The organism is Sphingopyxis sp. GW821-FHT10B01, from assembly GCF_059415685.1.
The window spans coordinates 152,383-177,652 of sequence record NZ_JBWKNS010000002.1 but is presented as its reverse complement, the minus strand read 5'-3'; the positions used below and the strand labels follow the sequence as shown (position 1 = coordinate 177,652).

Here is a 25,270-nt window from a genome sequence, read left to right as displayed (position 1 = left end):
TGTCCTTTGACCCCTCCCGCACGGAGAGGGGCACAGGTTTGTTACGCGTCTTCGGCGAGCTTCGCGGCCTTGGCGACAGCTTCGTCGATGCCGCCGACCATGTAGAAGGCCGCTTCGGGAAGATGGTCATATTCACCATCGACCACCGCCTTGAACGACTTCACCGTGTCTTCGATCGCGACGAACTTGCCGGGGATGTTGGTGAAAACTTCGGCGACGTGGAACGGCTGGCTGAGGAACTTCTGGATCTTGCGCGCACGGGCGACGACCAGCTTATCTTCTTCCGAAAGCTCGTCCATGCCGAGAATGGCGATGATGTCCTGAAGCGACTTATACTTCTGCAGCGTTTCCTGAACGCGGCGGGCGGTTTCATAATGTTCCTGCCCGACGATCGCGGCGGTCAGAACGCGGCTGGTCGAATCGAGCGGATCGACCGCCGGATAGATGCCGAGTTCCGAAATCGCACGGTTCAGCGTCGTGGTCGCGTCCAAGTGAGCGAAGGAGGTTGCCGGCGCCGGATCGGTAAGGTCATCTGCGGGAACGTAGATGGCCTGCACCGAGGTAATCGAGCCCTTGTTGGTCGAGGTGATGCGTTCCTGCAGCGCGCCCATGTCGGTCGACAGGGTCGGCTGATAGCCCACGGCCGAAGGAATACGGCCGAGCAGTGCCGACACTTCCGAACCCGCCTGGGTGAAGCGGAAGATGTTGTCGACGAAGAAGAGCACGTCCTGGCCTTCGACGTCGCGGAAATATTCGGCGATCGTCAGACCCGAGAGCGCAACGCGAGCGCGGGCGCCCGGGGGTTCGTTCATCTGGCCGAATACCAGCGCAACCTTCGAACCTTCGGGGGTCGGGTTGCCGTCGGCGTCCTTGGCGATAACGCCGGCGTCGAGGAACTCGTGATAGAGATCGTTGCCTTCGCGGGTGCGTTCACCGACGCCCGCGAACACCGACGTACCGCCATGGCCCTTGGCGATGTTGTTGATCAGTTCCTGGATGAGAACCGTCTTGCCGACGCCCGCGCCGCCGAACAGGCCGATCTTGCCGCCCTTTGCATAAGGCGCGATCAGGTCGATGACCTTGATGCCGGTGACGAGGATGCTGCTTTCGGTCGACTGGTCGACGAATTCGGGAGCCTTGGCGTGGATCGGCGCACGGCTGACGGCATTGACCGGACCGCGTTCGTCGATCGGCTCGCCGATGACGTTGAGAATGCGGCCGAGCGTCTGCGGGCCGACGGGCACCGAAATCTGCGCGCCGGTGTCGACGACGGGCTGGCCGCGGGTCAGGCCGTCGGTCGCGTCCATCGCGATGGTGCGAACGGTGTTTTCACCGAGGTGCTGCGCAACTTCGAGGACGAGGCGGTTGCCGTTGTTGTCGGTTTCGAGCGCGTTCAGAATGGCGGGCAGGGTGCCGGTGAACTGGACGTCGACGACGGCGCCGATGACCTGCGCGATGCGGCCCGTGGCGGTGCCGGTGCTTGCAGCCTTGGGAGCGGCGGCCTTCTTCGGCGCAGCAGCCTTGGGGGCAGCGGCCTTCTTGGCGGGTGCCTTCTTCTCGGCAGAGGGTGCGGTTGCCATTGGTTTCTTCCTTGCTTGGATAGCTTACAGCGCTTCGGCGCCAGCGATGATTTCAATCAGTTCGGTCGTGATCGCCGCCTGACGCGTGCGGTTGTAAATGATGGTCAGCTTGTTGATCAGGTCACCCGCGTTGCGCGTCGCATTGTCCATCGCGGTCATCGACGCACCCTGTTCGGACGCGGCATTTTCAAGGATGCCCTTGAAGATCTGGATCGTGATGTTGCGCGGCAGCAGGTCGGCAAGGATCGCTTCCTCGTCGGGTTCATATTCGACCGCGGCGCCGCTCGATGCCGGAACGTCGACCGGAGCGGGGACAGGGATCAGCTGCTGGCCGGTCGCCACCTGAAGCAGCGCCGAGCGGAACTTCGAATAGAAGAGATGCGCGACGTCGAACGCACCGGCTTCATACAGCTCCATCACCTTGGCCGAGACTTCGTGTGCCTGGTCAAAGCCGATGTCGCGGATGCCGGTGGTTTCGAAATTCTCGATCACCTGGCCGGGGAAGAGGCGGTTGATCACCGGACGGCCCTTGCGGCCGATCAGGTAGAAGACAACCTTCTTGCCCTGCGCCTGCAGCTCGAGTGCCTTGTCGCGCGCGGCCTTGACGATGTTCGAGTTGAACGCGCCGGCGAGGCCGCGGTCGCTGTTGAGCACGACGAGCAGGTGCGTGTCGCTCTTGCCGGTGCCCGACAGAAGCTTCGGCGCGCTGTCCGACCCGCCGACTTTCGACGCCAGGCTGGCGACGACGCCTTCGAGGCGTTCGGCATAGGGACGCGCGGCTTCGGCAGCCGCCTGCGCCTTGCGCAGCTTGGCCGCCGCGACCATTTTCTTGGCCTTGGTGATCTTCTGGGTCGATTTGACCGAGTTGATCCGCCCTTTGAGTTCTTTCAGGTTTGCCATGAAGGCCCCTATATTTCGTCATCCCGGCCGAAGCCGGGAGGACGGAAACCTTTAAGCGAAAATCTTGGCGAACGCGTCGAGCGCGGCGACAAGGCCCTTCTTGGCGTCGTCGCCAAGGTCCTTGGTGTCGCGGATCGTCTTGAGCACGCCGACATGGTCGCTGCGCAGATAGGCGATCATCGCCTGTTCGTAACGCGAGACGTCGGTGGTCGCGACCTTGTCGAGATAGCCGTTGGTACCGGCAAAGATCGACGCGGTCTGCTCTTCGAACGGCATCGGCTGGAACTGCGGCTGCTTCAAGAGCTGCGTCAGCCGCGCACCGCGGTTCAGCAGCTTTTGCGTCGACGCGTCGAGGTCCGAACCGAACTGCGCAAAGGCTTCCATTTCGCGATACTGTGCGAGTTCGAGCTTGATCGAGCCCGAGACCTTTTTCATCGCCTTGGTCTGCGCGGCCGAACCGACGCGCGATACCGAAAGACCGACGTTAATGGCGGGACGGATACCGGCGTTGAACAGGTTGGTTTCGAGGAAGATCTGGCCGTCGGTGATCGAAATCACGTTGGTCGGGATGTACGCCGAAACGTCGCCCGCCTGGGTTTCGATGATCGGCAGCGCGGTGAGCGAGCCCGAACCATTGTCGGCGTTCATCTTGGCCGAACGCTCGAGCAGGCGGCTGTGCAGATAGAAAACGTCGCCCGGATAAGCTTCGCGGCCCGGCGGGCGGCGCAGCAACAGCGACATCTGGCGATAAGCGACGGCCTGCTTCGACAGATCGTCATAGACGATCACGGCGTGCATGCCGTTGTCGCGGAAATATTCGCCCATCGTGCAGCCGGTGTACGGTGCGAGGAACTGCAGCGGAGCGGGCTCCGACGCGGTCGCGGCGACGACGATCGAATATTCCATCGCGCCATTTTCTTCGAGCTGACGGACGATCTGCGCGACGGTCGAGCGCTTCTGGCCGATCGCGACATAGATGCAATAGAGCTTCTTCGACTCATCGGTGCCGGCGTTGGCTTCCTTCTGGTTGATGAAGGTGTCGATCGCGACGGCGGTCTTGCCGGTCTGGCGATCGCCGATGATCAGTTCGCGCTGGCCGCGGCCGACGGGGACGAGGGCGTCGAGCGCCTTGAGGCCGGTCTGGACGGGTTCGTGAACCGAGGTGCGCGGGATGATGCCCGGCGCCTTCACTTCGACGCGCATGCGCTTTTCGGCCTTGATCGGGCCCTTGCCGTCGATCGGATTGCCGAGGCCATCGACGACGCGGCCGAGCAGGCCCTTGCCGACGGGGACGTCGACGATCGTGCCGGTGCGCTTGACGGTGTCGCCTTCCTTGATCTCGGCGTCCGAGCCGAAGATCACGATGCCGACATTGTCGGCTTCGAGGTTGAGCGCCATGCCCTGCACGCCGTTGGCGAATTCGACCATTTCACCGGCCTGGACGTTGTCGAGGCCGTGGACGCGGGCGATGCCGTCGCCGACCGACAAGACCTGACCGATTTCGCTGACCGTTGCGTCGGTGCCGAAATTGGCGATCTGGTCCTTGATGACCTTGCTGATTTCAGCGGCGCGGATTTCCATGGTTTAGCCTTTCATCGCCTGTGCGAAGCTATTGAGACGGGTACGGATGCTGCCGTCGATCAGCTGGCTGCCCAGCTGGACGACGAGACCGCCAAGGATGGCGGGGTCGACGGTCGCGGCGACGCTGACGTCGCGCCCGACACGGGATTTGAGGTTCGCGGTCAGCTCTTTGAGCTGCTCGGCCGAAAGCGGATGCGCGCTGGTGACCTTGGCGGTCACTTCGCCGCGGTGATCGGCGACGATCGCATCGAACGCGTCGATCATCTTGGGCAAATCGGCGAGGCGGCGATTCTCCGCCAGCACGCCAAGGAACTTGGCGGTGAGCGAATCGAGCTTCATCGCCTTGGCGACCGCGCCGATGGCGTTCGCGGCATCGCCGCGGCCGACGACCGGGCTGGACACCAGCGCCGTCAGGTCGGCCGATTCGGCGAGACCGGCACGAAGGACGCCAAGGCTTTTGGCCACTGCGTCGATCGCGTTCGATTCGCGGGCCAGATCGAACAAAGCGACTGCATAACGGCCCGCGAGGCCCGCCGTGATGTTGCCCTGAATGCCGCCGGAATTCTCCACGCGTGAAAGTCCTTTGTTGCTATCCCGTGGGGGATGGGTCGCGCGATTTTGCGGGATATTCGACGAATGTCCCCCACGCGAAGTCGCGGCGCGCCTAGCAACGATTTTGCTGCAATGCAAGGCGGGGGCGCGATTGCTTTTGCGCCTTCGTGCGATAGGGACGGCCTAACCGAAAAATAAGCTGTGCAAGGAAGGGTGGATGATGGGCGAGATGATCCGGATGACGATGGACGATGGCGCCGAGGTTGCGGTCTATCACGCCCAGCCGACGAGCGAACGTCGCGGCGGGCTCGTCCTCATTCAGGAGATTTTCGGGGTCACCGAGCATATCCGCGAGCTGTGCGACGAATATGCGGCGGACGGGTACGAGGTGCTGTCGCCTGCGCTGTTCGACCGCGAGCATCCGGGGTTCGAGAGCGACTATTCGGGGCCGCAATTCCAGCGCGCGGTCCAGTTGGCGCGCGAGCTGCATCCGTTCGAGCAGAGCCTGAAGGATGCGCACACGTGTATCGATGCGCTCAAGGGCGCCAATGATTCTGGGGGCCCGGTGTTCATCACCGGCTATTGCTACGGCGGCTCGGTCGCGTGGCGGATGGCGCAGATCAGTCCCGACCTTGCTGCATCCTCGGCCTATTATGGCAGCCTGGTGCCGACGATGTTCAAGGATGAGGCGCCCGCCTGTGCGACAATCGCCCATTTCGGCCGCTTCGACGACGGCATTCCGATGGCGGGGGTCGAGGCGCTGATCGCGAAGGATCATCCGACCGCGCAGATCTTCGTCTATGAGGCGGGACATGGGTTCAACAGCGATCGGCGCAAGGATTATCACGCGCCGAGTTGCGAGCTGGCGAAAGAGCGGACGCTGATGCTGTTCAAGGCGTGCGGGGGGTGACGATCGTCCGGATCGCGTTGTTCGGATTGCTGGTGATCGTCGCCTTGGTCGCCATCGCCAGCGCCGTGCTTTATTTCAACCAGCAGAGCATCTTCTATCCCGCGCCGCGGGACTATCCGCGCGGATCGTTGCCCGGCTACCGGCTCGTCCACACCGAAACTCCCGACGGGTTGCGGCTGAAGGCGCTGTATCGCGCCGCGAAGCAGGGTCGGCGCACGATTGTCTTCTTTCATGGCAATGGCGACAGTCTGGCGGGCGCGGCCGAAGCGGTGCGGGGTCTTGCCGCCAACGGCAACGGCGTGCTGCTCGTCGAATATCGCGGCTATGGCGGCAATCCGGGATCGCCCGGCGAGGCCGGCTTCAATCGCGACGGCGAGGCCGCGATGCGCTGGCTGGCAAGCGCGGGCGTGGCGACACCGGATATCATCCTGACCGGAAACTCGATCGGATCGGGCCCCGCGACGGAGATGGCGATGCGCCACCCGGTCGCGGCGCTCATCCTTGTATCGGGCTTCTCCAGCCTGCCCGATGTCGCCCGCGCCCATGTCCGCTGGCTGCCCGTTCGCTGGCTGGTGCGCGATCAGTTCGCGAATGCGACAAAGATCGGTGCGGTCAGGGGCGACGTCTTCCTTCTTCATGGTGATCGCGACAAGGTGGTTCCGGTCGCCAATGCGAGACGGCTTCACGCGGCGCGTCCCGGATCCACATTGACGATCGTTCCGGGGGCCGGGCACGAGCTTGTATATGGCGACACCGCGCAGGCGCTGATGACCGACTGGGTGAACGGCTTGCCCGCCAGGTGACCGGCGGGCTGGCGGTCAGGGCGCGGCCGCGGGTTTGACCGCTGCGCCCGGCGCTGCTGGCTGGCAGCCATAGACGAGCCGTTCGTTGGGGGTCGCGGGAAGCGCGCTGCGAATCGCGTCCTGCTGTACCGCCAGCCCCGCCAGTTCGTCTGCGTTGGCGGTGCAGCTCTTCAGCGTGATGCCCGCGCGAATCTCGCGTGCCTTGGTCATCGTCTCGGCATCGAGCAGATAGCGCTCGACGCGATAGTCGCGGCCCGCCGAATCGATCGATGCCACGGTGACCGTCGCTTCCTCGTTGGGCACGAGGATGCGCTGCCAGCGATCGTCGGCGCCGTGGGTATATTGGGTGCGGTCGTTGACGCAGCCGCCGGCGCGGATCGTGATCGGCACATCGGTCGTCGCCGACACGGTGATGCGGCTGCGGTCGGGACGGATCGTGCAGAGCAAATTGCCCGCGGCGAGTTTGGGCGCCGCGGTGGTACCCGGCGCCGGGGCGTCGTCGGCGATGGCGGCAACGGCATCGGGGCGGGTGACGAACAGGATCGCGGCGGCGAGCATCAGCGCCGCGCCGGCGCCGCCCGCGATCTTTGCGTTGCGCAGATTTTTCTGGCTGTAGAACAGCAGGCCCGCGCCCGCGGCGAGCGCGCCGATGACGAACAGGACGCCGGCGAGCGCGATGCGATTCTCGCGCGCGGCGAGCGCTTCTTTGGCGGCGCGCGCCTGTTTGAGTTCGCGGTCGAGCTTTGCCGCCGCCGCCTTGGCGCTGCTGGCTTCGGCCTCGGCGCGCGCGGCGGCGTCGAGCACCGCCCGGTCGCGGGCGTCGGCGTCGGCCATCGACAGGCAGGGGGTGCCGATGCTGGCATAGTCCTGGCTGGCGTCGGCGAGGAAGCGGGCCAGTTCGCGCGTCGAAATGGCGAAGGCGAATGGCGAATCGCCGTCGTCGGCGCGGGTGATCGCGGTGTTGATGCCGACGATGCGGCCGCACTGGTCGACCAGCGGGCCGCCCGAATTGCCGCGCGATATCTTGGCGGTGTGGATCAGCATCGCGACGCCGTCGACCGCCTGCATGTTCGACATATTGCCTTCGCTGCGTGTCGGTGTGCGCGGGGTGATATAGTCGTTGGCGCTGCGTGCGGTCGCAAGGTCGACATTGCCCGGATAGCCCAGCGCGACGACGTCGGCCCCCGATTCGAGCGGGCCGGTATAGATGGTTGCGGCGGGCAGGCGGGCTTCGGTGATCTCGATCAGCGCAAGGTCGCGCGCGGTGTCGATCGCGATCAGCTTGGCCGCATAACTCTTCTGTCCCTCTGACGGGACGACGCCGAGCGCGACATTGCCGGGATATTTGACCGCCGATTCGACGACATGCGCGTTGGTGATGATCCGCGTTGGCGAGATTGCGATGCCGCTGCCATGGCCGAAACCGACGACCTCGCCGTCGACCATCGCGACGGTGACGACGCGCACGACGCTGCGCGATGCCGCGCTGATGTCGTCGGCGGCGTGCACAGGCTGGGTGAGGGCGAAGAGGGCGGCAAGGAAGAGGAGGATGCGGGTCATGCCGCGCACACTAGTCGCTGGGGATTCGAAGGCAAGCGCGCCTAGATATACGGACCCCACATCACCATCCATGCGCCCGCGCTGCCCGCAAGGATGACGAGGCTGCTCACCGCGAGCAGCAAGGCGGTCGCCCGCCGCGCCAGCGGTGTCCCCCGCGCACCCGCGCGCAGATAGATTTCGGCGACGGCGAGCGGCAGCAACGAATTGGCGAAGGCGAGGAACAGGTCGAACGGGCCGTCCATCGCCTTGCCGATCCCCGCGCCGCCGGTCGCGAGACCCCACGCCATATAACCGACGCGCATGAACCAGACGGCGCTGGCGACCGCGAAGAGGCGGATTGCCCAGCGGCGGTGGTCGGCGAACTGGCGGTGGCGCGCGGCCTGCCACGCGAGCGCGGCGAAGCCGATGATCAGGAGCGCGTCGAGGCTGATGCCGATCGCGCCCATATAGTTCAGCCATGTGCCGCGGCCCCACGTCATCCACAGCCCGCCGAGCGCCAACGCGAGAGCCGAGAGGATATAGATCCGGCCGTTCCAGCGATGCAGCGCGGGCCAGCGGCCCCGGATCGCGGGGACGAGCTGGACGAGGCCGCCGAAAGTGATGACCGCCGCCAGCAGCACATGCACTGCGAAGAAGAGATTGCCCGCGGTGTCACCCGCGACGAAGCCGGTGATGATCGGCTTTTCGTTCCACGCCGCAAAATTGCCGGTCAGCGTCGACGGGTAATAATAGAGCAGGATGAAGGCGACGAAGAGCAGCTGCCCCGCCGCGATGGCCAGGTAGCAGAAGGTCGCGCTGCGCCCGAGCCAGTCGGCGCGGCGGTGGGCCGCTGCCGGTGCGATTGCCGCGTCGATGGTTGCCATGACGAACTCCCCGATTTTCCGGCGGGAGAGTGCGCCGATCCTTTTGGTGAGTCAATGATATAATACAGTAACACACTTGGCGGGGAGCCGGGGTCTTCAACCGGGATAGCGGCCGGTCGCCTTCGCAAATTTCTCTCCCCAATCGGCAATCGGGCCGAGCGCCATGTTGAGGCCGACGCCCCATTCGGACAGCGAATATTCGACATGCGGGGGCACCTGCGGGAAGACATTGCGGATCACCAGCCCATCCTGTTCGAGCGCGCGGAGCTGCTGGATCAGCATCTTCTCGCTCGCACCCGCAACGCGCCGCTTGAGTTCGCCGAATCGCAGGGCGCCGTCGTTAAGCTCCCACAGGATCACGGCTTTCCACTTGCCGCCCACCGCTTCGAAAGCGGGGCCAATCCCGCACGCGTAATTTTCTTTCGTCATGATTTCAGCCTAATTCCCATTTTGGTAAGTAGCTTACCAAATAGTCCGTACTTGCCGATCTGGTAGCATAAATCCCACTTCCGCGTTTCACAACAACAAGGAGGTTCGACATGTCTGACGTAACAATAATCGGCTTGGGTCAAATGGGTGTCCGTCTCGCCGAGCTGCTGAGCGAAGCGGGGCAATCGGTGACGGTGTGGAACCGCAGCATCGCCAAGGCTGCCCCTTTGGCGTCGCGGGGCCTGGCGGTCGCAACGTCCCCGGCAGAGGCTCTGGCGGCGAGCCCCGTGACGCTGATGATCCTGTCCGACGATGACGCCGTCCGTTCGATCCTGTCCGGCGAAGGTGCCGCCGATGCGCTGGCCGGCCGGATATTGGTCAATCTGGGCACAAGTTCGCCCGACGCCGCGAAGGCGTTTGCCGCGGACCTCGCACGGGCCGGAGGACGCTATGTCGACGGCGCGATCCAGGCGGCGCCGAGCCAGATGGGCCAACCCGACACCCCGGTTCTCCTTTCGGGCGAGCGAGCGGCCTATGACGTCGCCGAGCCGCTGTTGCAGATCGTCGCCGGCAACCTCGTCTATCTGGGCGAGGCGGTCGACGCCGTTGCCTATATGGACCTTGCGACGCTGTCCTATGTCTATGGCGCCTATGCGGGGTTCCTCCACGGATCGCGGATCGCCGAAGCGACGGGGATCGATCCCGCAGTCTATGGCAAGCTGGTGAAGGATATTTCGCCGAGCTTCGGCGCCTTTTTCCAGCATCAGGGCGGGGTCATCGCATCGGGCGATTTCACCGTCAGCGAAAGCCCGATGCGCATCTCGATTGCCGCCGTGGACCGCATCGCACAGACGTCGGGCGCGCTCGGGATCAACCGCGAACTGCCCGATCTCGTCAACAACTGGCTCGAGCGGGCAGCCGCGCGCGGCCTTGCCGACGAGGAGCTGGCGGCGCTGATCAAGGTCGTGCGCGAAGACGCGTAGAGGCTGTGCATGTTTGACCGCAAGCATCGGGACGCGATGCGCAGCGGGGCGGGGTATCGGGTGGTCAGTCAGAGAAAGGACGATCCGATGACCTATATGATTAGCGGGCTCAGCCCCGATCCTTTCGCCCCGCTGTTCGCGATGAACGATGCCGAACTGGCGGAGCATCATGCCCGTCGCGTCACGGCGACGTCGGACAGGGGCTTTCCCTGCCGCGTCAGTCTGGAGGATGCGCGAGCAGGCGAGGCATTGATCCTGCTCCACCATGTCAGCCATGATGTCGCGACGCCGTACCGCAGCGCCTATGCCATTTATGTCCGGCCGGACGTCGAAACAGCGACCTATCGCGACGCGCTGCCGCCGGTGTTCGAAGGCCGTCCGTTGGCATTGCGTGCGTTTGACAGCGCGGGCATGCTGCAAACCGCCCGCCTTGCCGGACCGGGCGAGGCCGATGGCGCGATCCGCGACCTGTTCGCCGACGATGGCATATCCTATATCGATGCCCATAACGCCGCGCATGGCTGCTTCGCCGCGCGGATCGAAAGGGATGCAGCATGAGCAGCGACCTGATGACCGACGACACGCGCTGGGCGGCGGTGCTTCGCCGCGACCGCGCGCTCGACGGGCGTTTCGTCACCGGTGTGCTTACGACGGGCATCTATTGCCGGCCGAGCTGCGCCGCGCGGCACCCGCACCGCGACAATGTCCGCTTTTTTGCCGATGGTGCGGCCGCGCGCGAAACCGGGTTGCGGGCATGCAGGCGATGCCTGCCCGACGATGTCGCGCGCGACGAGGGGGCGGTGCTCGCGGCGATTCAGGCGATCAAGACGAGCGAGGAGCCGCTCGCGCTCGCCGATCTCGCGGCGCGAACCGGCTATTCGCCGACACATTTTCAGCGCGTTTTCACCCGGCACACCGGGCTGTCGCCCGCCGCTTATGCCCGCGCCCTGCGCGAGGAGCGCGCGCGGCAGGCGCTGAGCGACGGCAAGAGGGTGACCGACGCGATTTATGACGCGGGCTTTTCGGGGCCGTCGCGTTTCTACGAGACGATGGAGGGACGGATGGGCATGACGGCGTCGGCGTGGGTGAACGGCGGCAAGGGGGCCACGATCCACTGGGCCGTCGTGCCGACCAGCCTTGGCGACATGCTCGTCGCGGCGACCGGCAAGGGCGTGTGCCGCCTGTCCTTCGCCGAAGGGCGCGCGGCGCTGGAAGACCGCTTCCCGGCCGCGAATCTGGTCGAGGGCGGCGACGAGTTTGCGGCGCTGCTGAAACAGGTGGTCGCGGCGGTCGAAGCGCCGACCCATGGCTTTGATCATATTCCGATCGATGTGAAGGGCACCGCCTTTCAGGAAGCGGTGTGGCGCGAGCTGCGGAAAATTCCGGCGGGCGAGACGCGCAGCTATGCCGATATCGCCGCGGCGGTGGGTAAACCCAAGGCGGTGCGCGCGGCGGGGAGCGCCAACGGCGCGAACAATGTCGCGGTGCTGATTCCGTGCCACCGTGTGGTACGCAGCGACGGAACGCTCGGCGGCTATGCCTATGGCCTGCCGATCAAGGAAGAATTGCTCAAGAGGGAGTGTTTTTGATGGTCGACAAGATTGCCCAGTTCCGCGCGCTGCATGTGCCGGGCGACCCGCTGATCCTCGTCAACATCTGGGACGCGGGGAGCGCGAGAGCCGTGGCCGCGGCGGGGGCGAAGGCGATCGCCACGGGCAGCTTCGGGGTCGCGGGCGCGCAGGGCCGCGCCGATGGCGAGGATTTCCCGCTGGAAGATGTGTTCGAAAATCTCGCGCGCATCCTGTCAGTGACCGACCTGCCGGTCACGATCGACATGGAATCGGGCTATGGCGCCGACCCGGCGGCGGTCGGCGTCTCGGTCGGCCGCGCAAAAACGGCCGGCGCCGCGGGAATCAATATGGAGGACCGCCTGCCCGGCCAGTCGGATCTGCTGCCGGTCGCCGAAGCCGTGGCGCGTTATCGCGCCGCGAGCGACACCGGCATTTTCGTCAACGCGCGCTGCGACACCTTTCGCGGGGCGGATGTCGCGAATGACGGCGAGGCGCTGGTGGCGGCGACGCTCGAACGCGCGCGGGCCTATGCCGATGCGGGCGCGGGATCGCTGTTCGTTCCCTTCCTGCTCGATCCCCGTTGCATCGGTGCGATCTGCGACGGTTCGCCGTTGCCGGTCAACATCCTGCGCGGCAAGGGCGGGCCGACGCACAAGGAGCTTGCCGCGCTGGGCGTCGCGCGGATCAGCCATGGGCATCAGCCGTGGGCGGCGGCGATGGCATGGCTGTCGGGGCAAACGGCCCAGGTGATGGGCGGCGCCGAACCCGATTATTGAGGATCAGTCTGTGGCGTCGTCGTCGGATACGGTTTTCTTGTCCTTGCCGGCGCCGCGGTCGCGCATCGCTTCCAGTCTGGCGAGCATCGCCTCGCCCCGCCCATTGTCGTGCGGATCGAATGCCACCGTCCTCGCCAGCCGCAGCGCAGGCTCGAACTCGCCCTGATTCGCAAGCGCGAAGGCATAGGAGACCCGCATCTCGATATTTTCGGGGGTCAGGGCGAAGGCGCGTTCGAGCGCCTTGATCGCCATCTCGCTCGGCCGTTTGCCTTCGGCCAGAAAGCTGTCGAAATAGGCGTAGAGCGGCACCGCGTCGTCGGGATCGGTGCGGTTGGCGAGCTGGATCGGCTTGCGCGCCTCGCGCCAGGCGGCGGGGTCGTCCTCGCCCTTTTCGCGCAGTTGATAGAGGTTCAACCGGCCAAGCAGGACGTTCGCGCGAACATGGTCGGGCTTTGCCGCGAGCACCTTGTCGAGCGCGGCGCGCATCGCCGCAAGGTCGCGCTGGTCCTTGTCCATGTCCCATTCGGCGGCCGCGAGCTCGAACTGGACGTCGGCATTGGCGGGCTGCGCGGCGGCGAGCTTGCGCAGCGTGTCGCGGGCCTTCGTCGCGCGCGCCGCATCGCCGCGCGCATTCAGCCGTTCGAGCCGCGGCATGATCACGGCATCTTCGTCCGCCGAAAGCGGCGTGATCCGGATGTTGGTCGCAATCGGGACGGAATCGCGCGTCGTGCGGTAGCTCATCTTCCCCTGAATGTAGCGATTGATATCCTTGTCGAGCAGGGCGAGGTCGCCAAAGGCATCGGTCGCCGCCTGTTTGGGATCGGTGCCAGCGTTGATCGCATCGGTATAGGCGTTGATCTGGTCCCCGCGGGTGCTGCTGTGAAAGAGCATGTGGGTCAGCACCCATGCGCGGCCGTAATAGACGTCGATCTGTCCGCTGTTCCGCATCGTGCGAGGCTGTTCGAACAACAGCTTTTCCGCCGGAATTTTTGGCATCAGGACCAAACCATAGGCGCGGCGATAGACCGGCTGGCCGATCAGCGCCCGGCCTTGCTTGTCGAAGTCGACGGTCGAATAATATTCGGCGAAACCTTCGATCAGCCAGGCCGGAAAGGCCGCGCGGAGGTGGCGCTTCATGAAATGATGGCTGTATTCATGAAACAGCACCTGTTGGGACGCCGATGTGCCGGATACGCTGCTGCCGCTGTTCTGGCGAAACGACATCGCAAAGCTGCCGTCGCGGTCCTGCCGATAGAAGCCTCCGATCGACGCGCTCCGCGATCCGCTCGCCAGTTCTGCGACATCGGGCGCTGAGGATACGAGGTAGATCGGCAGCCGACTCTCTTCACCGGGCGTTTCGACTTTGAAAAGCAGGCGCAGCGTGGTGTCGAATCGCTGCAGATTCTGGCCGAATTCGCGGAGCGATTTCTCGTTGCTTTCGCTGTAGATGATGAAACTGTCGGTGTCGGCGCGAAGCCATTTGGCTTCGGCCGTTCCCGCCATTCCGGTCATCGCGATTCCGGCCAGCAGGCCCACGCCGATTTTCTTCATCTCGCCCCCCGCATTCAGGTCGAGAGGATGCTGCCAGCGCGCCCGGTTACAGTAAAGGCCTGTTACGCCTAAACAAAGCTATAGGGGTCGATGTCGATCGCGAGCCGCGCCTTCGATGGCCAGTCGATGCTCGCCACCCACTCGCGGATCGTGCCCTGCAGGTCGAAGCTGCGCGGCGCGTGGAGGAGCAGGCGGAAGCGGTGGCGGCCGCGGAGCATCGCGAGCGGGGCGGGGGCGGGGCCATAGACCGCGAGCCCCTCGGCTACCGGGGCCTTTTTCCCCAGCCGCTGCGCGACGCCGCGCGCGACCTCGATATCTTCCGAAGAGATGACAAGCGCGGCGAAGCGGCCATAGGGCGGCGCGCCGGCGAATTTCCGCGCCGCGGCTTCGGCGGCATAAAATCCGTCGCGGTCGTTCGCGACGAGCGCGGCCATCACCGGTGCCTCGGGAACGCGCGTCTGGATCAGCACTTCGCCGGGCTTGACCCCGCGCCCGGCGCGTCCCGCGACCTGCGCGATCTGCTGGAAGGTGCGTTCGGATGCGCGCAGGTCGCCGCCGTCGAGCCCGAGGTCGGCGTCGACCACGCCGACGAGGGTGAGATTGGGGAAATGATAGCCCTTGGTGACGAGCTGGGTGCCGATGATGATGTCGACCAGCCCGCCCTCGACATTGTCGACGAATTCGGCGGCCTTGGCGGGCGACCAGAGCGTGTCGGAGGTGACGATCGCGGTTCGGGCTTCGGGAAAACGCAGCGCGACCTCGTCGGCGACGCGCTCGACGCCGGGGCCGCAGGCGACGAGGCTGTCCTCATCCTCGCATTCGGGGCAGAGCCGCGGCGGCGGCATGACATGGCCGCAATGATGGCAGGCGAGGCGGTGGACGAGGCGGTGCTCGACCATCCATGCGGTGCAGTTCGGGCACTGGATGCGGTGGCCGCAGGTCCGGCAGAGCGTCAGCGGCGCGAAGCCGCGGCGGTTGAGGAAGAGCAGGCTCTGCTCGCCCTTGGTGAGCCGGTCGGCGAGCGCGTCGACGAGCGGCGGGGCGAGCCAGCGGCCGCGGTCGGGCGGGTTGATCCGCATGTCGATCGCGGCGAGATCGGGCATCGTCGCACCGCCGAAACGCGCAGGCAGGACGATATGGCGGTAGCGCCCCGCCTCGACCATCGCGAGGCTTTCGAGCGCGGGGGTCGCGCTCGCGAGGACGACCGGCAGGCCCTCGAAATGTCCGCGCATCACCGCGACGTCGCGCGCGTGATAATGGACGCCATCCTCCTGCTTGAAGCTCGTTTCATGCGCCTCGTCGACGACGATCACGCCGAGCCGCGCATAAGGGAGAAAGAGCGCCGAGCGCGCGCCGATGACGATGCGCGCGTCGCCGCTCGCAATCGCGTGCCACGCGCGGCGGCGTTCGGCCGAGCGCAGGCCGCTGTGCCAGCCGACGGGCTCGCAGCCGAAGCGCGCGGCGAAGCGGGTGAGCATCGGTTCGGTGAGCGCGATTTCGGGGAGCAGCACCAGCGCCTGCTTGCCCGCGTCCAACGCGGCGGCGATCGCCTCCATATAGACTTCGGTCTTGCCCGATCCGGTGACGCCGTCGAGCAGCAGGGTTTCGAATTTCGCGGCGGTCACCGCGTCCCTGAGCTGTGCCGCCGCCGCGGTCTGTTCGTCGGACAGGTCGGGCGGCGCGAAGGCCGGATCGGGTTCGGGATAGGGGGCGTCGGCCGAGACGGTCACTGCTTCGAGCGCGCCGGTGTTCACGAGGCCGCGGATCACCGCCTCGCTGACCTCGGCGAGTGCGGCGAGCTCGCGCACCATGCCCTGCCGCTCGCCGATCGCTTCGAGCGCGACGGTGCGCTGCGGTGTCATTCGGGCAGGAACCTCGCCGGTCGCGCGATATTCGACGATCGGGCGGCGCGCGTCGGCAAAGGCGACCCCGGGGAGCACCATGCGCAGCACCGCGCCGGGCGGGGCGAGATAATAGTCGCTCGTCCATTCGACGAGGCGTCGCAGCGGCGCGGGCACCGGCGGCACGGCCACGACTTCGTAGAGATTGCGCAGGCGATTGTCGCCGACCGCCTCGGGCGCGCCGAAGCTCGAATCCTCCCACACCACGCCGCCCAGCCGCCGCGGCCCCAGGGGGGCGACAACGACACTGCCGAGCGGGGCCTCGCTCTCGCGCGGGACGCGATAGTCGAGCGGGCCGAGGGCGGCGGTGAGGAGGAGGACGCGGGCACGGGTCATGGGCTGCGCAGGATATAGGGCTGCGGGTAAAATAGGAAAGCGGCGTGCGGCGCTCTCCCTACATTCGTCATGCCGGACTTGATCCGGCATCCATTCTACGGCGGTTGCACGGACCCGGGATCAAGTCCGGGGTGACGAAGATGTTTAGGTCGAGGCCAGCGCCGCCTTCTTGACTTGCCGTTTCGCCGGCTTCGGCCGCTTGAACCAGAAGGTCCAGACGGTGAGGCTGCCCAGCAAGGTCAGCGAAAGGCCCGAGATCGTCAGCAAAATGCGCCAGCTCCAGCCGCCGACCTTCGACGCGTGGATCGGGAAGGCCATGTTGAACGCCTGCGCGCCGCCGGGAAGCGCAAGGGCATCGCGTGCGGCGAGGACTTCGCCCGTCGCGGCATCGAACGCCAGCGTGGTGCGGCCGTTGGGCAGCCATTCGGCGGGCTGTTTCATGCGGATGCTGATCGGGTCGCCGGGTTTGCGCGGCAGGCTGAGGATGCGGAATTCGGCGTCGGGGAAGCGGCGCCGTGCTTCGCTCAGCATCGCGGTGTAATCGGGCTTTTCAGCGAGCGGGCCGCCCTTGTATTTCGGCGGATCGAGCGCCCTGGCGGTCTCGGCAACCGGGCCGAAGGGGGCGACAATGCCCAAGGCGAAGGGTCGGAAGATCATCATCGTGCCGGTGACGATCGAGATCAGAAGCAAGGGCGCGACGACGATGCCGAGGTCGCGATGGTGCATGACGATCGCCGGGCGCGACATGCGCTTGGGCCACAGTCGCAGCTGGAAGGTCTTGCGGGTGCGCCACCACAGGATGACGCCCGAAATCACGAAAAACAGCCCGCACAGCCCCGCGATGCCGATCACCCATTCGCCGCTGTCGCCGGTGAAGAGATGATGGTGGAAATCGAAGACCCACAACTCGGGCCGCTCCCACTGGCTTGCCCAGCGCGTGACGATGTCGCCCGACTGGCTGGCATAGGCGCCCGCCTCTTTCCCCAGCCGCAACTGGTGGAGCCCGAAGCGTTCGTCGGCATAGATGATGCCCTGTGCGCCCGGCGCCGCCATCAATCGCTCGGTGGTCGCGGCGACCGTCGTCAGGTCGCCGCGCAGCGGATCGCCGGTGCCCGGCAACCCGATCCACAGATGCTCGTAGAGCAGGATCGTGCCCGACAGGCCGAGCAGCGCGAGCACGAGGCCGATCACGCCTCCCGTCCAGCGGTGCAGGGTGTCGAGCAATTTCATCATGTCAGAAACGATAGTCCCAGCCCAGCGTGACGGTCCGCCCGCGTCCGGTAAAGAAGCGGGCATTGTCGGTCGCCGCGACGGTCGACCTGATCGTCTGGCTGTTATAGGTGACATAGTCGACATCGAACAAGTTGGAGGCCGCGAGCGTGATCCCGCCCAGGCGCGGCAGGTCATAGCGCAGCACCGCATCCGTCAGCGTGTAGCCGGAAAAAGCGGTGTTGGCCGGCGCGCCGTCGAATTTGCGGTCGAGATAAAGACCCGCCTGGACGCGCGCGGACACCGGCCCGCTGTTATAGCTGGCCCAGACATTGACACGGTCGGGCGAAATGTTCGCGCCGTCGAGGTCAATATCGACCTTGTCGTCCTTGTTGCTGTCCGTGCGGCCGGACAGGTGGGCATAGCCGGTGCCCAGCTTCAGACCGTCGACCGGAAGTTGGACCGCAAGATTGATTTCGAAGCCCTGAATTTCGATGCGCTGGCGCTGCACGTCATAGACGCCCGAGCCGTTCATGACCAACAGGCCGCCATCTTTTGACGTGGACCAAAAATAGGAAGCGCTGGCATCCAGAGGGCCCCGCTTGATTTCGATACCAATCTCGCGATTGTTGGAAATAACGGGGGTGACGTTGACATCCTCGATGCGGAAATTCGGCTGGGTCCTGCCGTTGACCGACCGCAGGATGCGGCCGACGTCTGCGATCGAATAGCCTTCGGCATAGCTGGCATAGGCCCGGATGCCCTGTGCCGGCTCGATAATCACGCCGCCGTTGATCAGCAGATCGTCAAAATTGCGGGTGCCGCCGGTGACACGAGCCGAATTATAGGAGGCCAGCGTCACATAATCATCGACCTTGAGCTGGCCATTTTCCCAGCGCGCGCCGCCTGCGACGCGGACGATGCCGTCAAACAGTTTCAGATTGGCCTGGCCAAAGGGAGCGAGCGTACGGAAGGTGGTGGGCGGGACCCAATAGCGCGCTGTCGCGATCATCTCCTGCCGGGTCTTGTCCCACATCGAGTCAAAGCCGAGCGTGATGTTCAGCGCGTCGAAAAATTGCCGTTCATAGCTGACGCGCGCACCCAGTTTGCGCGAGCGGTTCGCCGACTGGTCGAACAATGTGCCGATGGGTGCGATGCTGGCGTCCTGAAAGGTTGCGCTCACATCGCCGCCGAAAATATCGCGCGACCGGTTGAAAAAGGCCTGGAAGATCAGATTGCCGCCGCCGAGATCGGTGTCGGTCAGCGTCAGATTGACGGTTTCGACGCGGTTGGAGGCGGCTTCGCCCTGTATGTCACCCCGTTTCGAGCTGGTCGGGAGGCCCGCCGATCGATTGCCCGCGACCTGCACCCAGTCGCCATTGCCCTCGAGGTTGAAACGCGTGGCGAACAGTTCGAGGCGCGCGGTCGATGACAGGTCATAACCCAATCGCGCAAAGAAGCTGAGGCTTTTGCTATCCTGCACATCGCCCTGCGTATTGTCGATGCCGACACGGCGGCCCGCGCCATCATAATAAAGGCCGCGCGTTTCATAGGCGACGCCGCCGGTCACATCGAACGCGCCCTGGCGATAGGCGAGCAGTCCGCCGAGCTTGCCGCCAAAGCTGTCGCTTTCAAAATTGCCCGTCGATCCTTGCACGAGCGCGCGGCCGGAGAGGCCGTCTTCGCGCGGAGCCTTGATCACCACCTGATTGACCACGCCGCCGGTCGCGCCGATCCCCTGCAAGGCGTTCGATCCATAGATCAACTCGACACGATCGAGGAAAAAGGGATCGATCGTATAGCCATCGCGCGATCCGTCGCGGATCGGGGTCGATTGCGGGATGCCGTTGATCGCATAGAGCGGCGAGCGGCCGCGCAGCGTTTCACCCGAGCCCGAGAGCTTCTGGCGCGTCGGCGAGAAGCTGGGGGTCAGGTTTGCGACCGCATCGATGACCGAGCCAGAGACCGCAACCTGTTGATCCAGACTGTCCTTGGAAATGACATCGATCGTCAGCGGCAGCGCGTTCGGGGGCAGGATCGTCCGCGCGGCGGTGACGACAATACCGTCGTCCTGCGCCGCGGCTTCATCGGCGGGCGCGGTGTCCTGCGCGAAGACGGGGGAGGAAAGCGCGCTCGAGAGCAGCGCTGCGACGATCCATTTGCGATTCATTACGAACTCCTGTTTCGGAGCGGCCGCTAATGCGAGCGATTCGCAAATGCAAGAGAAGAAGCTCGACGCGCGTCGATAAAGCGCATCGTCGTGTAATATTCGCCACAGTCGTCAAAGCGCGCTATCAGGTGCGTGATGCGCGAGAAGGAACTACGCTTCGCCCTGATTTGCTACGGCGGGATCAGCCTCGCCGTCTATATGCATGGCATTACCAAAGAGGTGTGGCGGCTCGCGGCGGCGTCGCGCGCCTTTCACGATGGCGGCAAACCGACCGGCTCGGGGGCCGTCTATCATGACCTGCTGGCCGAAATCGCGGCGCGGAGCAATGTGCGGTTGCGCGTGCTTGCCGATATCGTCGCGGGGGCGAGCGCGGGGGGCATCAACGGCATCTTTCTGGCGCGTGCGCTGGCGACCGGGCAATCGCTCGATCCGCTGACCGACCTGTGGCTCGACGACGCCGATGTCGACAGACTGATCGACCCCGATGCGCGGCCGCTGTCGGCGGCGACCAAATTCTGGGCGGTGCCGATCGCGGGCTGGATGATGAAGAAGCGCGGCAACGCCATCGACCGAACGGTGGGCGAGGGCGCGCAGGACGAGGTCCGCGCCAAATTGTCGCGATTCGTCCGCGCGCGCTGGTTCGAGCCGCCCTTTGGCGGCGAAACCTTCTCGAACCTGCTGCTCGACGCCTTTGACGCAATGGACGCGGGGCCGCGCGGGCCGGTGCTGCTTCCCGACGGGCAGCCGGTCGACCTGTTTGTCTCCGTGACCGATTTTGCCGGGCATAGCGTGCCGCTGGCGCTCAACAGCCCGCCGCGCGTGACCGAGGACGAGCATCGGCTGATGCTGCATTTTCGCGAGGACAGTCCTGCGGGCAAGCGGCTGGACGATGTTCCGGGATTGACTGCCGCGGCACGCGCGACCGCCAGCTTTCCGGGCGCCTTCCCACCCTTCACCTTGCGCGAACTCGACCGGGTGCTCGAAAAGCGCCAGATCGCTTGGCCCGACCGCGCAGCCTTCATCCATGCGCAGCTTCCGGCGAGCGGCGAAAGCGACCCGGCCGACCGGGTGCTGATCGACGGGTCCGTGCTCGCGAATGCGCCCTTCCGTCCCGCCATTGCGGCGCTGAAACAGCGCCCGGCGCGCCGCGAGATCGATCGCCGCTTCGTCTACATCGATCCCAAGCCCGATTTTCGCTCGATCAGCTTCGGCAAGCCCGGCGAGCAGGCGGCCGGCGAAGAAGCGCGGTTGCCGGGTTTCCTGCCCACCATATTGGGGGCGCTGTCCGAAATCCCGCGCGAACAGCCGATCCGCGAAAATGTCGAGGCGATCGAAGGCATGTCGCGCCGCATCCGCCGGATGCAGCATATCGTCGACGCGATGAAGGTCGAGGTCGAGGAACAGGTCGCGGCGCTGTTCGGCAGCACCTTCTTTCTCGACACGCCGACGGTGGCACGGCTCGAAAAATGGCGCGCGAAGGCGCAGGATCAGGCGTCGGCGCGCGCCGGCTTTGCTTATGCGCCCTATGGCCACCTCAAGCTGTCGGCGGTGATCGAGGAGCTGGCGAGCCTGATCGACCGGCTGTTGCCGCCCGAGGGCGCCATCCATCAAATCAACCGACGCGTGGCGCTTTGGGACGAGGCGCGGGCGCGCGGGCTCGACCGGATTTCGGGCAAAAGGGGTGCGGGCGCGAGCGGCGATGCGATCGTCTTTTTCCGCACCCACGATCTGGGCTTTCGCATTCGCCGCTTGCGCTTCCTCGCGCGCGAACTCGACACTGCGGTCGAGGCGACGCGCGACGGCCGCGACCCGGTGTGCGAAGACATGCGCGCGGCGATCTTCACCGCGCTCGGCCTCTATCTCGACCGGCAGGGCGACAGCTGGCTTGCCGACCTCGACCTGCCGGCCGATGCCGGGCCCGGCGCGTGGATCGACGCGATTGCCGCGCGGCGCGATTTGCGGGTGGTCGATGGCGAGGCCGACGCCTTGATCGCAGCAGGGCTCGCCGCGATGCCCAAGGATGACCGGCGCACGCTCCTGCTCGCCTATCTCGGCTATCCCTTTTACGACATCGCGACCTTGCCGCTGCTCCAAGGCGAAGGCTTCGATGAGTTCGACCCGATCAAGATCGACCGCATCTCGCCCTCGGACGCGACCGCGATCCGCACCGGCGGCGCGGCGGCGATGCTCAAGGGTATCGAGTTCAACAGCTTCGGCGCGTTCTTCAGCCGCGCGTATCGCGAGAATGACTATCTGTGGGGGCGGCTCCATGGGGTGGACCGGCTGATCGACATTGTCGCAAGCAGCGTGACGGGGGACGGTGCGTTGCCGCCGGACGAACTCAAGGCGATCAAGCGCCGCGCGTTCCACGCGATTCTCGACGAGGAAGAGGCGCGGCTGCCGAAGGTGCAGGCGTTAATCGACGAACTCAGGGTCGAGATCGGGTAATCATTCCGTCAGGTCGTCCCACATTTCCTTGATGCGGCCGAAAAAGCCCTGACTTGCCGGGCATTCCTCGCCCGTCTCGGTCTCGCGAAACTCGCAGAGCAATTCCTTCTGCCGCGCGGTCAGCTTCGTGGGGGTCTCGACGTCGATCTGGACGACAAGGTCGCCATGGCCGCGGCCGTTGAGCACCGGCATGCCCGCGCCGCGCTGGCGGAGCTGCTTGCCCGACTGGATGCCGGCGGGAATGGCGATGTCATGCTTCTTGCCGTCGAGACCGGGAATGCTGATCTCGCCGCCGAGCGCCGCGGTGGTGAAGCTGAGCGGTGCGCGCGTGAACAGCGTCGTGCCCTCGCGTTCGAACACCTTGTGCCGCGCCATGTGGAGGAAGATGTAGAGGTCGCCCGGCGCCGCGCCGCGCGCGCCGCTCTCGCCCTCGCCCGACAGGCGGATGCGCGTGCCTTCGTCGACCCCGGCGGGAATGTTGACGGTCAGCGTCTTGCGCCGGTCGACGCGGCCTTCGCCATGGCATGAATTGCAGGGGTCGGCGATGACCTCGCCCGCGCCCTGACACGTCGGGCAGGTGCGCTCGACCATGAAAAAGCCCTGCTGCGCGCGCACCTTGCCGTGGCCGGCGCAGGTCGAGCAGCGGTTGGTCTGGGTGCCGGGCTTGGCGCCCGAGCCGTCGCACGCGTCGCAGCGCGCCGCGACGTCGACTTGAATCTCGCGGGTGCAGCCGGAATAGGCGTCCTCGAGCTTGATTTCCATGTCATAGCGCAGGTCGGCGCCGCGTGCCGGGCCGCGCTGCTGGCGTCCGCCGCCGAACGCCGAGCCGAAGATCGATTCGAAAATATCGCCAATGTCGCCGAAATCGGCACCCGCGCCGTTGCCGCCGAAACCGCCCGGACCGCCGGTCTTGCCGAAGCGGTCGTAAGCGGCGCGCTTCTGCGGATCGCGCAGGCAGTCATAGGCCTCGCTGATCGCCTTGAATCGCGCTTCGCTGTCGTCACACCCCGGATTCTTGTCGGGGTGATATTTCATCGCAAGCTTGCGGTAACTCGCCTTCAGCGTCGCATCGTCGGCGGTGCGTTCGCATTCGAGCAGTTCGTAATAATCGATGTCGAGTGACATAGGTCAACAGGCCCCCTCCGGCCTGCCGGACCCGTATGGAACGGACCCGGCAGGGGAGTTCTTACTTCTTGTCGTCTTCGACTTCCGAGAATTCGGCATCGACGACGTCTTCGTCGGTCTTCGCTTCGCCAGCATCGTCGGCGCCGGGGGACGCGGCGGACTGCTGCTCCTTCTCGTAGATCGCCTGACCCAGCTTCATCGCGACCTGCGCGAGGGCCTGGCTCTTTTCGGTCATTGCAGCGCTGTCGCCGCCTTCGACCGCGGTCTTGGCTTCGGCGATCGCCGCTTCGATCTCGGCCTTCAGCGCCGTGTCGACCTTGTCGCCATGTTCGATGATCTGGCGTTCGGTCGAGTGGATCAGGCTTTCGGCGTTGTTCTTCGCCTCGGCCGCCTCACGGCGCGTCTTGTCCTCTTCGGCGAACTGCTCGGCGTCCTTGACCATCTGGTCGATGTCCGAATCGGACAGGCCGCCCGAGGCCTGGATCTTGATCTGCTGCTCCTTGCCGGTGCCCTTGTCCTTGGCGTGGACCGATACGATGCCGTTGGCGTCGATGTCGAAGGTCACTTCGATCTGCGGCACGCCGCGCGGCGCCGGCGGGATGCCGACGAGGTCGAACTGGCCGAGGATCTTATTGTCCTGCGCCATTTCGCGCTCGCCCTGGAACACGCGGATCGTCACCGCCGACTGATTATCGTCGGCGGTCGAATAGACTTGGCTCTTCTTGGTCGGGATCGTCGTGTTGCGGTCGATCATCTTGGTCATGATGCCGCCCAGCGTCTCGATGCCCAGCGACAGCGGGGTCACGTCGAGCAGCAGCACGTCCTTGACGTCGCCCTGCAACACGCCCGCCTGGATCGCGGCGCCGATCGCGACGACTTCATCGGGATTCACGCCGGTGTGCGGTTCCTTGCCGAAGAAATCCTTCACGACTTCGCGGACGCGCGGCATGCGCGTCATGCCGCCGACGAGCACGACTTCGTCGATTTCGCTCGCCGAAATGCCGGCGTCCTTGATCGCCTTCTTGCAGGGTTCGAGGGTGCGCTTGACCAGCTCTTCGACCAGCTTTTCGAGGTCCGAACGCGTGATCGTCTTGACGAGATGCTTCGGCCCGTTGGCGTCGGCGGTGATGAAGGGCAGGTTGACCTCGGTCGTCGCAGCCGACGACAGTTCGATCTTCGCCTTTTCGGCGGCTTCCTTCAGGCGCTGGAGCGCGAGCTTGTCGCCGCGAAGGTCGATGCCTTCGTCCTTCTTGAAGCCGTCGGCGAGATATTCGACGATCTTGCTGTCGAAATCTTCACCGCCGAGGAAGGTGTCGCCGTTGGTCGACTTCACTTCGAACACGCCGTCGCCGACTTCGAGGATCGAGATGTCGAAGGTGCCGCCGCCAAGGTCATAGACCGCGATCGTCTTGTTCTCGGTCTTGTCGAGGCCATAGGCGAGCGCGGCCGCGGTCGGCTCGTTGATGATGCGCAGCACTTCGAGGCCGGCGATGCGGCCGGCGTCCTTGGTCGCCTGGCGCTGCGCGTCGTTGAAGTAGGCGGGAACGGTGATCACCGCCTGCTCGACCTTTTCGCCGAGATAGGCCTCGGCGGTTTCCTTCATCTTCTGAAGGATGAAGGCCGAAATCTGCGACGGCGAATAATCTTCGTTGCCCGCCTTGACCCACGCATCGCCATTGGTGCCCTTGACGATCGTGTAGGGAACCAGCTCGGTGTCCTTCTTGGTGATCGGATCGTCGAAACGGCGGCCGATCAGGCGCTTCACCGCGAAAACGGTGTTTTCGGGGTTGGTGACCGCCTGGCGCTTTGCCGGCTGGCCGATCAGGCGTTCGCCGTCCTTGGCGAAGGCGACGATCGACGGCGTGGTACGCGTGCCTTCGACATTTTCGATAACCTTGGGTTTACCGCCTTCCATCACCGCGACGCAGCTGTTCGTGGTGCCGAGGTCGATCCCGATCACTTTGGCCATATTCTACTCGTCCTTGTTGCTTCTGCGGCGCCCTGAAAAGGCACGCCTGTTAT

The 25,270-nt window shown here is 65.3% G+C and carries 20 protein-coding genes; 7 read left to right on the top strand and 13 right to left on the bottom strand.

Annotated features, from left to right (window positions below):
- Nucleotides 1-41: 41 nt before the first annotated feature.
- From atpD to AC07NV_RS05240, 4 genes are read right to left on the bottom strand one after another with little or no spacing between them, the layout of a single operon-like run.
- Nucleotides 42-1,580 carry a F0F1 ATP synthase subunit beta gene (atpD, locus tag AC07NV_RS05255; RefSeq protein ID WP_495165294.1) on the bottom strand — a complete coding sequence of 513 codons (1,539 nt, stop codon included), beginning with the start codon at nt 1,578-1,580 and terminating at the stop codon, nt 42-44.
- 24 nt (nt 1,581-1,604) lie between these two features.
- Nucleotides 1,605-2,480 carry a F0F1 ATP synthase subunit gamma gene (locus AC07NV_RS05250; protein ID WP_495165293.1) on the bottom strand — a complete coding sequence of 292 codons (876 nt, stop codon included), beginning with the start codon at nt 2,478-2,480 and terminating at the stop codon, nt 1,605-1,607.
- A gap of 51 nt (nt 2,481-2,531) precedes the next feature.
- Nucleotides 2,532-4,061 carry a F0F1 ATP synthase subunit alpha gene (atpA, locus tag AC07NV_RS05245; protein WP_495165292.1) on the bottom strand — a complete coding sequence of 510 codons (1,530 nt, stop codon included), beginning with the start codon at nt 4,059-4,061 and terminating at the stop codon, nt 2,532-2,534.
- A 3-nt stretch (nt 4,062-4,064) separates the two neighbouring features.
- Nucleotides 4,065-4,631, bottom strand: coding sequence for a F0F1 ATP synthase subunit delta (locus AC07NV_RS05240; RefSeq protein WP_495165291.1), 567 nt, complete (start codon nt 4,629-4,631; stop codon nt 4,065-4,067).
- A 199-nt stretch (nt 4,632-4,830) separates the two neighbouring features.
- On the opposite strand from AC07NV_RS05240, the gene AC07NV_RS05235 reads away from it, so the two are divergent.
- Nucleotides 4,831-5,523 carry a dienelactone hydrolase family protein gene (locus tag AC07NV_RS05235; protein ID WP_495165290.1) on the top strand — a complete coding sequence of 231 codons (693 nt, stop codon included), beginning with the start codon at nt 4,831-4,833 and terminating at the stop codon, nt 5,521-5,523.
- The gene (locus AC07NV_RS05230) at nt 5,520-6,326 is read left to right on the top strand and encodes an alpha/beta hydrolase (RefSeq protein ID WP_495165289.1); all 807 of its coding nucleotides are present in this window, start codon (nt 5,520-5,522) and stop codon (nt 6,324-6,326) included. The genes AC07NV_RS05235 and AC07NV_RS05230 overlap by 4 nt, the downstream gene beginning before the upstream one ends.
- Before the next feature lie 15 nt (nt 6,327-6,341).
- On the opposite strand, the gene AC07NV_RS05225 is transcribed toward AC07NV_RS05230, so the two are convergent.
- From AC07NV_RS05225 to AC07NV_RS05215, 3 genes are all read right to left on the bottom strand, one after another.
- On the bottom strand, nt 6,342-7,886 hold the full coding sequence (locus AC07NV_RS05225) for a S1C family serine protease (RefSeq protein ID WP_495165288.1): 1,545 nt from the start codon (nt 7,884-7,886) through the stop codon (nt 6,342-6,344).
- Between the two features lie 41 nt (nt 7,887-7,927).
- A complete protein-coding gene (locus AC07NV_RS05220; RefSeq protein WP_495165287.1) occupies nt 7,928-8,749 on the bottom strand; it encodes a DUF2306 domain-containing protein in 822 nt (273 codons plus the stop codon).
- Between the two features lie 96 nt (nt 8,750-8,845).
- The gene (locus AC07NV_RS05215; RefSeq protein WP_495165286.1) at nt 8,846-9,178 is read right to left on the bottom strand and encodes a winged helix-turn-helix transcriptional regulator; all 333 of its coding nucleotides are present in this window, start codon (nt 9,176-9,178) and stop codon (nt 8,846-8,848) included.
- Nucleotides 9,179-9,288: 110 nt separating this feature from the next.
- Between AC07NV_RS05215 and AC07NV_RS05210 the strand changes: the two genes are divergently transcribed.
- The 4 genes from AC07NV_RS05210 (at nt 9,289) to AC07NV_RS05195 (ending at nt 12,508) form a co-directional block, all read left to right on the top strand.
- A complete protein-coding gene (locus AC07NV_RS05210) occupies nt 9,289-10,161 on the top strand; it encodes an NAD(P)-dependent oxidoreductase (RefSeq protein WP_495165285.1) in 873 nt (290 codons plus the stop codon).
- An 87-nt stretch (nt 10,162-10,248) separates the two neighbouring features.
- Nucleotides 10,249-10,719: a DUF1203 domain-containing protein gene (locus tag AC07NV_RS05205; protein ID WP_495165284.1), complete on the top strand. Its 471-nt coding sequence runs from the start codon at nt 10,249-10,251 to the stop codon at nt 10,717-10,719.
- Nucleotides 10,716-11,750 carry a bifunctional DNA-binding transcriptional regulator/O6-methylguanine-DNA methyltransferase Ada gene (gene ada / locus AC07NV_RS05200; RefSeq protein WP_495165283.1) on the top strand — a complete coding sequence of 345 codons (1,035 nt, stop codon included), beginning with the start codon at nt 10,716-10,718 and terminating at the stop codon, nt 11,748-11,750. Before AC07NV_RS05205 ends, ada begins: the two co-directional genes overlap by 4 nt.
- Complete coding sequence (locus tag AC07NV_RS05195; protein WP_495165282.1) at nt 11,750-12,508, top strand: isocitrate lyase/PEP mutase family protein; 759 nt, start codon at nt 11,750-11,752, stop codon at nt 12,506-12,508. The genes ada and AC07NV_RS05195 overlap by 1 nt, the downstream gene beginning before the upstream one ends.
- Nucleotides 12,509-12,511: 3 nt before the next feature.
- Here AC07NV_RS05195 and AC07NV_RS05190 read toward each other — a convergent pair whose 3' ends face one another.
- From AC07NV_RS05190 to AC07NV_RS05175, 4 genes are all read right to left on the bottom strand, one after another.
- Nucleotides 12,512-14,059: a tetratricopeptide repeat protein gene (locus AC07NV_RS05190; protein WP_495165281.1), complete on the bottom strand. Its 1,548-nt coding sequence runs from the start codon at nt 14,057-14,059 to the stop codon at nt 12,512-12,514.
- A gap of 68 nt (nt 14,060-14,127) precedes the next feature.
- Nucleotides 14,128-16,296, bottom strand: a complete 2,169-nt coding sequence (locus tag AC07NV_RS05185) for a primosomal protein N' (RefSeq protein ID WP_495165280.1) — start codon at nt 16,294-16,296, stop codon at nt 14,128-14,130.
- A 144-nt stretch (nt 16,297-16,440) separates the two neighbouring features.
- Complete coding sequence (locus tag AC07NV_RS05180) at nt 16,441-17,526, bottom strand: PepSY-associated TM helix domain-containing protein (protein ID WP_495165986.1); 1,086 nt, start codon at nt 17,524-17,526, stop codon at nt 16,441-16,443.
- Between the two features lie 4 nt (nt 17,527-17,530).
- A complete protein-coding gene (locus AC07NV_RS05175; protein ID WP_495165279.1) occupies nt 17,531-19,675 on the bottom strand; it encodes a TonB-dependent receptor in 2,145 nt (714 codons plus the stop codon).
- Between the two features lie 135 nt (nt 19,676-19,810).
- Here AC07NV_RS05175 and AC07NV_RS05170 point away from each other — a divergent pair, with 135 nt between their 5' ends.
- Nucleotides 19,811-22,123: a patatin-like protein gene (locus AC07NV_RS05170; protein ID WP_495165278.1), complete on the top strand. Its 2,313-nt coding sequence runs from the start codon at nt 19,811-19,813 to the stop codon at nt 22,121-22,123.
- Here the strand turns inward: AC07NV_RS05170 and dnaJ are convergent, their stop codons facing one another.
- Nucleotides 22,124-23,248: a molecular chaperone DnaJ gene (gene dnaJ / locus AC07NV_RS05165; protein WP_495165277.1), complete on the bottom strand. Its 1,125-nt coding sequence runs from the start codon at nt 23,246-23,248 to the stop codon at nt 22,124-22,126.
- Nucleotides 23,249-23,309: 61 nt separating this feature from the next.
- Nucleotides 23,310-25,217, bottom strand: a complete 1,908-nt coding sequence (gene dnaK, locus AC07NV_RS05160; RefSeq protein WP_495165276.1) for a molecular chaperone DnaK — start codon at nt 25,215-25,217, stop codon at nt 23,310-23,312.
- Nucleotides 25,218-25,270 lie beyond the last annotated feature (53 nt).